Source organism: Methylocella sp. (genome assembly GCF_044226135.1).
Lineage (GTDB): Bacteria > Pseudomonadota > Alphaproteobacteria > Rhizobiales > Beijerinckiaceae > Methylocapsa.
On record NZ_JBGAHM010000019.1, the window covers coordinates 46,590 to 56,916 of the forward strand.

Genomic DNA, 10,327 nt, shown 5'->3' on the forward strand with positions numbered 1-10,327 from the left:
CAGGGCGCGACGCTTTGTTCGACCTTCAAGCGAGCTTGAAGGACGTCGTCCATGCGAACGGTTTTTTGTCCCGGCCTCGACCGCGGCGTCTCCGCCCTCGGGTTTGGGTGCGCGCAGCTCGGGTCGCTCGTCTCCGAAAACCAGTCCCGCCGCCTGCTCGACCAGGCCTTCGATCGCGGCGTCACCTGGTTTGAGATCGGCCCGACCGACGGAGACGGCGAAGCCGAGGCGACGCTCGGACGCTTTCTCAAGGGCCGCCGCGAGGACGCCGTCGTCGTGGCGAGGCTTGGTTCGCGGCGCCCCACGACCTCGCCGCTCTCGCGCCTCCTTCTCGCCTTCAGACGCGGCGCCTTCGCCGCTTTCCCCGAATTCGGCTCGTCGTCCTTCAAGGGCCTCAGGACCCCGTCGCGCGCGCCGCTGCGCGCCGAACGCTTCGAAAGCGCGCTGGAAGACAGCCTGCGCCGCCTCCAGACCGACCATGTCGACATTCTCCTGATCGACGATCCGGGCGTCGACGCCTGCCGCGACCCGCATGTCCTTGACGCGCTGGCGAGTCTCAAGGCCAGTGGCCGCGCGAAGCTCCTTGGCGTCGCCGGCGCGCCCGACGCGATCGAGGCGGCGCGCGCCTGCGGGCATTTCAGCGTCTTCGAAACACGCAGCAATCCCTTCGACCGCACGATCGAACGCGTGCGCGCGGGCGCGCCGCCGGCCGACGGCGAATTTCTCGTTCTCGCCGGCGCGCTCGACAAGGCCTATGAAAAGCTTTCGCAGCTGCTCGTCGGCGACGGCGGCCGGCTCGCCTCGCTCGCCTCGCAGCTCGCCTACGGGCCGCCGTTCATGACGGCGGAGATTCTGCTCGACTACGCCTTCGGCGAGAATCCGACCGGCGTCGTCGCGATCGTCATGTCGCAGGCGGCGCATGTCGACCAGAATTGCGCGCGGGCGGCGCGGCCGCCGCGCTCCGACGTGGTGGAGTTCGTCAACAAGACGGTCCTCGCCGCGTCGGCGCAGCGCGCGCATGGACGCCCCTGAGCCCGCCTCGACCGCGCGCGTCTCTGGCGTCAGGGTCCGTAGAACTGATAGACGGCCGAATATCGCATGCGCGCGATGTCGCCGCGGCGCGCCGCGTCGCAGCCGTCGGCCGGCGCGACGCCGCCTTTGGTCGACGCCCGCCGGACATAGGTCACGTTCGAGAGCGCGCCGAAAGTCCCGACATGCTCCTTGACCTTGAGAAGCAGCCAGGGGACGGCGTGCGGCTCGGGCGCCTCCGCCGTCGCCGTCGTTTCGCCGATCACGCCCGATCCGTCGTCAAGCGTCCAGATGGGGCCCTTGCCATGGACGCCGATCTCGCGGCCGCCGGCGCCGAACAGGGAGGCCGAGGGGCCGGCGGAGACCCAGTTTTCGCCAGTCTCCGACGGCGTGCAGACATAGACCTGAACGCCGGCCGCGTCCGCCTCGAGCAGCAGCTTCGATCCGGCCGGCGGGACCGTCGCGTCCTCCGCTCTTGCGCCATGCGCGAGACCCAGCATGAAGAAAACCCCGACCATCGTCTTAAGCATCGCCGATTCCCCGATCGCGCCCATCCTCGCCGGCCGCATCATCGCACGCCCCGCTCCCTCCCCGCCAGAAAGGCGCGGAGCCCGGCGCACAGCCTCGGGCCGCCGAAGCCCGGACACGCGCCGCGCGCCCGGCCGGACAGGACTCGCATCTCGAACCTGATCCCCGCCTTTCGCCAAGTCCGTCTTGGCGTCGCGCGACATGGGCGGGGCGACGCGTCGGGAGAGATCCAGCGGCCCTGCCGGCGCATGGCGCCAGCCGCGATAAAGCCTTCGGCTTTGGCATGTCGCCGCGCATGGCCCTTCAAAGCCTGAGCCACATTCCACTGACCGCCATGAGCGCGACAATGATCCACGGAGGGGCTTTGCATGCAGTCAGCAGGACAAACCCGCTGGCCGCCAAAGCGAAGTCCTTCGGCCCCTCGATCGCGCTCGTCCAGACCGGGTCATAAAGCGCGGCGCCAAGGACGCCGACCACGGCTGCGTTGGCGCCGCGCATCGCAGCCTGCGCAAACGGCCGGGTCCGGAACGAGTCCCAGAAGGGAAGCGCGCCGACGACAAGGAGCAGTCCCGGCAGGAAGATCGCCACAAGCGCGAGGCCGGCGCCCACAATTCCGCCCGGCGCAAGATGATCGACCGCCCCGAGATAGGCGGCGAAGGTAAATAGCGGACCGGGCACGGCCTGCGCGAACCCATAGCCGGCGAGAAAAGCGTCCGGTGAAACCCACCCGTTGTCGACGACCGCGGCGCGAAGCAGCGGCAACACGACGTGTCCGCCTCCAAACACCAGCGCGCCGGATCTGTAGAACGAGGCGAACAGCGCCGCGCCGCGCCACCCGGTCGCCTGCGCCATGAGCGACGGAACGACGAGCAGCGCGGCGAAGGCCGCGAGCGCAAACAGGCCTACGGACCTTGCAATCCGAAAATGAAGCTGGCCGGCTGGCGGCCGGCCCGGCAGCCCCCTGCAAAAAACAACGCCGGCCAGAGCGCCGGCCGCAATCGCCGTAATCTGTCCGACGGCCGTCGACGCGGCGATCACGATAAGCATGCCGGCGAGCGCGATGAGCGCTCTTGTCCGGTCCGGCGCGAGCGAGCTCGACATTCCCCACACCGCCTGAGCGACGACCGCCACCGCGACGATCTTGAGGGAATGAACGAGCGCCGATCCCGGCGCGCCGCCCGCCGCGCCAGCCCACAGCCCGAAAGCCGCCAGCATAATGGCGGATGGGAGCGTGAACGCCGCCCACGCGGCCAGGGCGCCGAGCGGGCCGCCACGCAGCAGCCCGAGCGCGAAGCCGACCTGGCTCGACGCAGGTCCCGGCAGAAACTGGCACAGGGCCACAAGGTCCGCGTATTCATCCTCGCCGATCCATTTGCGGCGGACGACGAACTCGTTGCGAAAATATCCAAGGTGAGCGACCGGTCCGCCGAACGACGTGAGGCCGAGCTTCAGGAACGCCCACAGCACGTCCGTGGCGCCGCCCGGCGCACGGGCCGATTCGGCCGAATCATGTTTGACGATGGGCGCGGCTCCACCTGCGTCATCAGACATTGGATGCGACTCGCGAGCGGCGTTCGATGGCGACTCTAGCATGCGCGAAGTTCATCTTTTGGCGCTTCGAAGCGGCGTCGACCGGCCATTCGCCCGCCAAGGCGCGAGGCGACGCGCTCGTCCTGCGGAAAGACCACTCCTCCTCATCGAAATGCGCGCGGCGGCGCAGCCTCGCAGGCATCGTCTCATGGCGTTGCGCGCAGGGGAGCCCTTGGCCTCATTGACGGCGTCGCGCCGGGCGTCGGCGGCAGAAAGCGGCGGGCCGAAGATCGCCGCCCTCTTCAAAAGCGCGTGGGCGCCGCACGGGACTGATCGCCCGCGGACGATCTCAACCGCCAGCCGAGCTTGAGCTCGCCGCCGACAGGTCTTTCGGGCTTTCCGGAAGGTGGATCGGCGAAGGCGCCGCTGACCGACCGCCGCGCCGTACAAATAAAGAAACAACATGACTTTGTATTTAAATGGTGCGGCCAAGAGGACTCGAACCTCCACCCCTCTCGGGACTAGCACCTCAAGCTAGCGCGTCTACCAGTTCCGCCATGGCCGCATCCGCCGCGCCGAAGCTTGCTTCGTGGGCAGGCCGGTCATCTAACAAACGCCCGGACGCCTGACAAGCGTTTTGACGCGAAGAATGTGCGAACGCCGCCGAAACCTGCGCGACGCGGCGCCGAAGCCTTGAATGAAAGCCCGGGCCATGAAACCTTGCCGCCCATGACGCAAGCTTTCGCGCCCCGAGACTCCATCGCGCCCCTCGACTGGCGCCGCCAGGACGGCGCGCCCGCCGAATGGCGCGTCACCGCCCCGCTCACGCCCTATGAGGAAGCCGTCGCCTTCATGGAGGCGCGCGCCGCCGCCATCGCCTGCGGCGCGGCGCGCGAACTCGTCTGGCTTCTGGAGCACCCGCCGCTCTATACGGCCGGCACGTCGGCCAGGGCGGCGGACCTTGTCGCGGCCGGGCGCTTTCCCGTGCACCGGACCGGGCGCGGCGGGCAATACACCTATCACGGGCCCGGGCAGCGGGTGGTCTATGTGATGCTCGACCTGCGCAGCCGCCGCCAGGACGTGCGCGCCTATGTCGCCGCGCTCGAGGCCTGGATCATCGCCGCGCTGGCCGAATTCAACGTGCGCGGCGAGCGGCGCGAGGACCGCGTCGGCGTCTGGGCGGCGCGGCCCGACAAGCCGCGCGGGCTTTCGGGCGAAATGGCCGAAGACAAGATCGCGGCGATCGGCGTCAGGGTCAAACGCTGGGTCAGCCTGCACGGCATATCGCTCAATGTGGAGCCGGAGCTTTCGCATTTTTCCGGCATCGTGCCCTGCGGGATCAGGACCGCGCATTACGGCGTGACGAGCCTCGTCGACCTCGGCCTGCCGGTGACGATGGCGGACGCCGACCTTGCGCTGAAGCGCGGCTTCGAGGCGATCTTCGGGCCGACGACGCGCGTCTGACCGGTCAGTCGAGTTCGACCAGCAGGCCGTCCTGCAGGGTCACGCGCCGGTCCATGCGGTCGGCGAGCTCCAGATTGTGGGTCGCGATGAGCGTCGCGAGCCCCGTCGCGCGCACGATCTGGGCCAGCGCCGCGAACACGTGATCGGCGGTCTTGGGGTCGAGATTGCCGGTCGGCTCGTCGGCGAGCAGCAGGCTCGGGCCGTTGGCGACGGCGCGCGCGATGGCGACGCGCTGCTGCTCGCCGCCCGAAAGCTCGGCCGGCCGGTGCGTCGCCCGCGCGGCGAGGCCGAGATAGTCGAGAATCTCGCGCGCGCGGCGCGCGGCTTCCCGGCGCGAAAGCCCGGCGATCATCTGCGGCAGCATGACGTTCTCGAGCGCCGAGAACTCAGGCAGCAGATGATGGAACTGATAGACGAAGCCGATCTCGCCGCGGCGCAGCGCGGTGCGCGCGTCGTCGGCCATGGCCGAGGTCCTGGCCCCGGCGACATAAACCTCGCCGGCGTCGGGGCGCTCGAGCAGGCCGGCGATGTGCAAAAGCGTCGACTTGCCGGCGCCGGACGGCGCGACAAGGGCGACCGACTGGCCGGCCCACAGGTCGATCGAGGCGCCCTTGAGGATTTCGAGCGGCGGCGCGTCGGCCTGCGGGTAGCGCCGCTCCGCGGCGGCGAGGCGCAGGGCCGGGGTCGCGCCGTTCGGCGTCTCGGCCTGCATGGCTATTCGTAACGCAGCGCTTCGACGGGATCGAGCCGCGCCGCGCGCCATGACGGATAGAGGGTCGCGAGAATCGACAGGACCAGCGTCATGCCGACGACGCTCGCGACGTCGACCGGATCGACCACCGACGGCAGCCGCGACAGAAAATAAAGCTCGGCCGGAAACAGGTTGGCGTTGAGCGCGCGGTTCAGCGCGAGCCGGATGGTCTCGACATTGGAGGCGACGAGAAGCCCGAGCAGGAAGCCCGCGAAGGTGCCGACGACCCCGATCGAGGCCCCGGTGATGAGGAACACGCGCATGATCGCGCCGCGCGTCGCGCCCATGGTGCGCAGCACGGCGATGTCGCGGCCCTTGTCCTTCACCAGCATGATGAGCCCCGAGATGACGTTGAGCGCGGCGACGAGCACGATCAGCGTCAAAATGATGAACATCACGTTGCGCTCGACGGTGAGCGCGTCGAAGAAGGTCTTGTTGCGCTCGCGCCAGTCGGTCATCAGCATCGGGCGCGTCAGATTGGCGTCGAGCCGCTCGCGCACCGCGTCGATCTCCTCGGGATGCGACAAAAACAGCTCAATCACGCTCGCCTCGCCGTCGCGGCTGAAGAAGCTCTGCGCTTCGGGCAGCGGCATGTAGACGAAAAGATTGTCGAATTCGGCCATGCCGATCTGGAAGATGGCGACGACGGGATAGACCTTGCTGCGCGGCGCGACGCCAAAGGGCGTCTGCGGCCCGTTGGCGATCAGGATCTTGATCCTGTCGCCGACGCGCAGGCCGAGATTGTCGGCGATGCGCTGGCCGATGGCGACCCCGCCCGCCTTGTCGAACCCGTCGAGCGTCCCGGAGCGCACGTTTCCGGCGACGCCCGGCAGGCGCTTGACGTCGGCCTCGCGCACGCCGCGCACCAGGGCGAAGGCCATGTTGGTGGTCGAGACCGCCGCCGGCCCCTCGATCATCGGGATGGCGAGCGAGACGCCCTTGATCTCCGAAACCTCGCGCGTGACCTCGTCATAGTCGGTCAGGGGCGCGCCGGCCGATTGAAGGAAGATATGGCCGTTGACCCCGACGATCTTGTCGAGCAGCTCGCGGTGGAAGCCGTTCATCACCGACATGACGACGATCAGCGTCGCGACGCCAAGCATGATGCCGGCGAAGGAGAAGCCGGCGATGACCGAGACGAAGCCGGTCTGGCGGCGCGCGCGCAGATAGCGCAGCGCGATCATCCATTCAAACGGCGAGAACGGCCTTGGGGCCCGCGCCCCCTCCCCGGCCTGGCTCACGCCGCGGCGAGGCGGGAGAGCGCCTCCTCCAGCGTCAGTTCGACGCGTTCGCCGGTCGCGCGGGTCTTGAGCTCGACCTTGCCGGCGGCGAGGCCTTTTGGCCCGACGACGAGCTGGAACGGAAGGCCGATCAGGTCGAGCCTGGCGAATTTGGCGCCGGGACGGTCGTCGGAGTCGTCATAAAGAACCTCGACGCCCGCCTTTTCGAGCGCGGCGTAGGCGGTCTCGCAGGCCGCGTCAGTCGCGGCGTCGCCGACCTTGAGATTGGCGAGCCCGACGTTGAAGGGCGCGACCGCGGCCGGCCAGACGATCCCCGCCGCGTCATGATTGGCCTCGATCAGCGCGCCGACGAGGCGCGAGACGCCGACGCCATAGGAGCCGCCCTGGAACGGCCGGTCGACGCCGTCGGGGCCGGTCACGAGCGCGTTCATCGGCTTCGAATATTTGTCGCCGAAGAAGAACACCTGCCCCACCTCGATGCCGCGCGTGGCGACGCGGCGCTCCTCCGGCGTCTCGGCCTCGAAACGGGCGGCGTCATGCACGTCTTCGGTGGCGGCGTAGAGGCTCGTCCATTGCTTCACGATCGGCGCGAGGTCGCCGTCATAGTCGACGTCTTCGCCGGGCGTCGGCAGCTCGAGCGCGGCCCTGTCGCAATAGACCGCCGATTCGCCGGTTTCGGCCAGAACGATGAATTCATGGCTCTGGTCGCCGCCGATCGGCCCCGTCTCGGCCCGCATGGGGATGATCTTGAGGCCCATGCGCGCGAAAATGCGCAGGTAGGACACGAACATCCTGTTGTAGGCGAGCCGCGCCCCGGCCTCGTCGACGTCGAAGGAATAGGCGTCCTTCATCAAAAATTCGCGGCCGCGCATGACGCCGAAGCGGGGGCGCTGCTCGTCGCGGAATTTCCACTGGATATGGTAGAGGATCTTCGGCAGCTCGCGATAGGAGCGCACCGAGGCGCGAAAGATCGCGGTGATCATGTCCTCGTTGGTCGGCCCATAAAGCATCTCGCGCTCGTGCCGGTCCTTGATGCGCAGCATCTCGGGGCCGTAGGCGTCGTAGCGGCCGGTCTCGCGCCAGAGGTCGGCGAGCTGCAGCGTCGGCATCAGCAGCTCGACGGCGCCGGCGCGGTTCATCTCCTCGCGCACGATGTTCCCGACCTTCTGCAGCACGGCGAGGCCGAGCGGCAGCCAGGAATAGATGCCGGCGGCCTCCTGCCGGATCATGCCGGCGCGCAGCATCAGCCGGTGCGAGACGATCTCGGCTTCCTTGGGGTTTTCGCGCAGGACGGGCAGGAAATAACGGGTGAGGCGCATGGGGGGCTTTAGGGTCCGGGCTCAGGCGGAAAGGTTCCGCAAGCTTTAGGCCGCCGCCGCGCGAAACGCAAAGCCGCCGGCGGCGGGCGCCGGCGCAGGACGGAACGACCCCGGGCCGCGCCCGGGGCCGGAATCGACGGCTCAGATCCAGCGCGGCCGGCGCAGGTCGAGCGTCATGGGGAATTCCGCGTTGCGCTCCTCGAGCGGAACGAAGATCGGCCCCGGCGTATGGCCGAACGGCTGGAAACGGGCGAGGCGGCGCGCCTCGGCCTCATAGCTGTTGACCGGGAAGGTCTCGTAATTGCGCCCGCCCGGATGGGCGACGTGATAGACGCAGCCGCCGGTCGAGCGCCCGGTCCATTCGTCGATGACGTCGAAGGTCAGCGGCGCATGGACCGGCACGGTCGGATGCATGCCGATCGCCGCCTGCCACGCCTTGAAGCGCACGCCGGCGACGGCTTCTCCGGCCGTCTGCGTCTCGGCCATGGGCATGCGCCGCCCGTTGCAGGCGACCACATGACGGCCCGGCACGAAGCCATGGCATTTCACCTGGAGCCGCTCGATCGAGGAATCGACGAAGCGCACCGTGCCGCCGATGGCGCCGGTCTCGCCCATCACATGCCAGGGTTCGAGCGCCTGACGCAGTTCGAGCGTCACGCCGCCGTGCTCGATCTCGCCGTAGAAGGGGAAGCGGAACTCGCGCTGCGCCTCGAACCAGACCGGATCGAACGGATAGCCGGCGCGGCCGAGATCGGCCAGCACGTCGAGGAAATCGACCCAGACGTAATGCTCCAGCATGAAGCGGTCGTGCAGGCTCGTCCCCCACCGCACCAGCTTGCCGTTCTGCGGCTCGCGCCAGAACCAGGCGATGAGCGCGCGCAGCAGCAGCTGCTGGGCGAGGCTCATGCGCGCGTCCGGCGGCATCTCGAAGCCGCGGAACTCGACGAGGCCGAGGCGGCCCGTCGGCCCGTCCGGCGAATAGAGCTTGTCGATGCAGATCTCGGAGCGGTGCGTGTTGCCCGTCACGTCGATCAGCAGGTTGCGGTAGAGCCGGTCGATCAGCCAGAGCGGGATCCCCCGCTGCACGGCTGCCCGAGCGCCCCCGTCTCTCCCGTCTCCGGATCGTCACCCGTACACGCCGTCCAGACCGTGAGCACGACCATTGGCCCCACGAGAGCGGCGAAGAGACGACGTGACATGCGCCGTGAATATAGCTCGTACCGACTCGGCGCGCCTAGACGCAGAAGCGCGCGGCCAGCACATGCGTGTATATTGCACGCTAACACAGCGAGGTCTTTCAGGCCCCTCTCGGCCCGGCAAGGGCGTCCGGCGCGGGCGTGTCGACGCCTTCGAGGTCGGCAACCCGGCGGAAGCCGGCGTAGGATGAGCGCACATGCGTGCATCGTGGCTTCGGAGTGGTCTGGCGGGCGTCACCGTCGTCGTGTGTCTCGGAGCGGGCGGAGGGGAGGCGCGGGCGGACGACGACGACTGGCCCGGTCCCACGGGGGTCGAGCTCGGCTTTCGAACGGGCTTCGGGAAGGGATTCGGTCGCGACCTCGAGGGCGACGACGACTCCGGGACGAGCGCCCTCAAGGGTCAGATCCCCATCTGGATCGACCTTGGTTACCGCATACCGCGGCTCTTCGTCGGCGGCTTCTTCCAGTACGGCTTCGTGCTCATCGGCGACAACCCGACCTGCGACAAGTCGAACGTGAGCTGCAACGTCTACGACATCCGCTTCGGGATCGAGAGCCAGTTCCACATCCTGCCGGGGAAGATCTTCGATCCCTGGCTGGGCGTGGGGTTCGGATACGAGATCCTCGGCCAGTCGATCAGCTCCGGCAGCCAGAGCGTCTCGGTCTCGCTCCGCGGCCTCCAGTTCGTCGACTTCCAGGTCGGCGGCGACTACCGGGTGAGCGACAGCTTCGCGATCGGGCCGTTCGTCGACTTCTCCGTCGGGCAGTTCTCGTCGGCCTCCATCAGCGCGCCAGCGCCGATCGGCGACACGGACGCCGACATCAAGGACCAGAAGATCCACGAGTGGCTCACCCTCGGCGTGCGCGGCGTCTTCGACATCGCCGTCGGTGACGAGCCGAAGTACGAGCACAAGCGCGTCCCGAAGGAGCGGGAGTCGAAGTCGAACACGCCGGACACGGCGGAGCCGCCCGCGCCCGCCCCCACTCCCGCGACGCCCCCGGATCGAACCGGACCCGAACAGAAGACGCCGCCCGTCGAGCAGAAGGGCGTGACGGCGGGCGCCGCGGGCGCGTGGCCTGCGGGCGTGCCCATCGCCGATCGCGGCACCTGCTCGTTCGTGTGCGTGGCGAAGGAGGGCGCCAACCCGCGCGAGTCCGACAAGGCCGCGCTCGCGAAGGCGCTCGACAAGCACCTCGGCGCGCTCCGCGCGTGCGTCGGCGGTACCGGCAAGACCGCGGCTGCCGTCAACGTGTCGTTCGACTCTCGCG

At 68.8% G+C, this 10,327-nt stretch carries 8 protein-coding genes, 1 tRNA gene and 1 pseudogene; 3 read left to right on the forward strand and 7 right to left on the reverse strand.

The annotated features are described in order from the left end of the window. Positions 1 to 51: 51 nt before the first annotated feature. Positions 52 to 1,032 (forward strand): aldo/keto reductase, encoded by a 981-nt coding sequence (locus ACILRB_RS09920; protein WP_395666133.1) that lies wholly within the window; start codon positions 52 to 54, stop codon positions 1,030 to 1,032. Between the two features lie 29 nt (positions 1,033 to 1,061). On the opposite strand, the gene ACILRB_RS09925 is transcribed toward ACILRB_RS09920, so the two are convergent. The 3 genes from ACILRB_RS09925 to ACILRB_RS09935 form a co-directional block, all read right to left on the reverse strand. After that, positions 1,062 to 1,559 carry a DUF3455 domain-containing protein gene (locus ACILRB_RS09925; RefSeq protein ID WP_395666134.1) on the reverse strand — a complete coding sequence of 166 codons (498 nt, stop codon included), beginning with the start codon at positions 1,557 to 1,559 and terminating at the stop codon, positions 1,062 to 1,064. A gap of 301 nt (positions 1,560 to 1,860) precedes the next feature. Continuing rightward, entirely contained in the window at positions 1,861 to 3,108 is a 1,248-nt protein-coding gene (chrA, locus tag ACILRB_RS09930; protein ID WP_395666135.1) for a chromate efflux transporter, read from the reverse strand. A gap of 459 nt (positions 3,109 to 3,567) precedes the next feature. Beyond that, positions 3,568 to 3,652 (reverse strand) — tRNA-Leu (locus ACILRB_RS09935). A 164-nt stretch (positions 3,653 to 3,816) separates the two neighbouring features. On the opposite strand from ACILRB_RS09935, the gene lipB reads away from it, so the two are divergent. Then, the gene (gene lipB / locus ACILRB_RS09940; protein ID WP_395666136.1) at positions 3,817 to 4,551 is read left to right on the forward strand and encodes a lipoyl(octanoyl) transferase LipB; all 735 of its coding nucleotides are present in this window, start codon (positions 3,817 to 3,819) and stop codon (positions 4,549 to 4,551) included. A 4-nt stretch (positions 4,552 to 4,555) separates the two neighbouring features. On the opposite strand, the gene ACILRB_RS09945 is transcribed toward lipB, so the two are convergent. From ACILRB_RS09945 to ACILRB_RS09960, 4 genes and pseudogenes are all read right to left on the reverse strand, one after another. Next, entirely contained in the window at positions 4,556 to 5,263 is a 708-nt protein-coding gene (locus tag ACILRB_RS09945) for an ABC transporter ATP-binding protein (protein ID WP_395666137.1), read from the reverse strand. 2 nt (positions 5,264 to 5,265) lie between these two features. Further along, positions 5,266 to 6,486, reverse strand: coding sequence for a lipoprotein-releasing ABC transporter permease subunit (locus ACILRB_RS09950; RefSeq protein ID WP_395666142.1), 1,221 nt, complete (start codon positions 6,484 to 6,486; stop codon positions 5,266 to 5,268). 53 nt (positions 6,487 to 6,539) lie between these two features. Next, positions 6,540 to 7,862 (reverse strand): proline--tRNA ligase, encoded by a 1,323-nt coding sequence (proS, locus tag ACILRB_RS09955; RefSeq protein ID WP_395666138.1) that lies wholly within the window; start codon positions 7,860 to 7,862, stop codon positions 6,540 to 6,542. A 141-nt stretch (positions 7,863 to 8,003) separates the two neighbouring features. Continuing rightward, a pseudogene (locus ACILRB_RS09960) lies at positions 8,004 to 8,936 on the reverse strand (transglutaminase family protein); the annotation flags it as partial. A gap of 319 nt (positions 8,937 to 9,255) precedes the next feature. On the opposite strand from ACILRB_RS09960, the gene ACILRB_RS09965 reads away from it, so the two are divergent. Further along, positions 9,256 to 10,327 (forward strand): hypothetical protein (locus ACILRB_RS09965; RefSeq protein ID WP_395666139.1); only part of this gene is annotated, 1,072 nt, incomplete at its 3' end.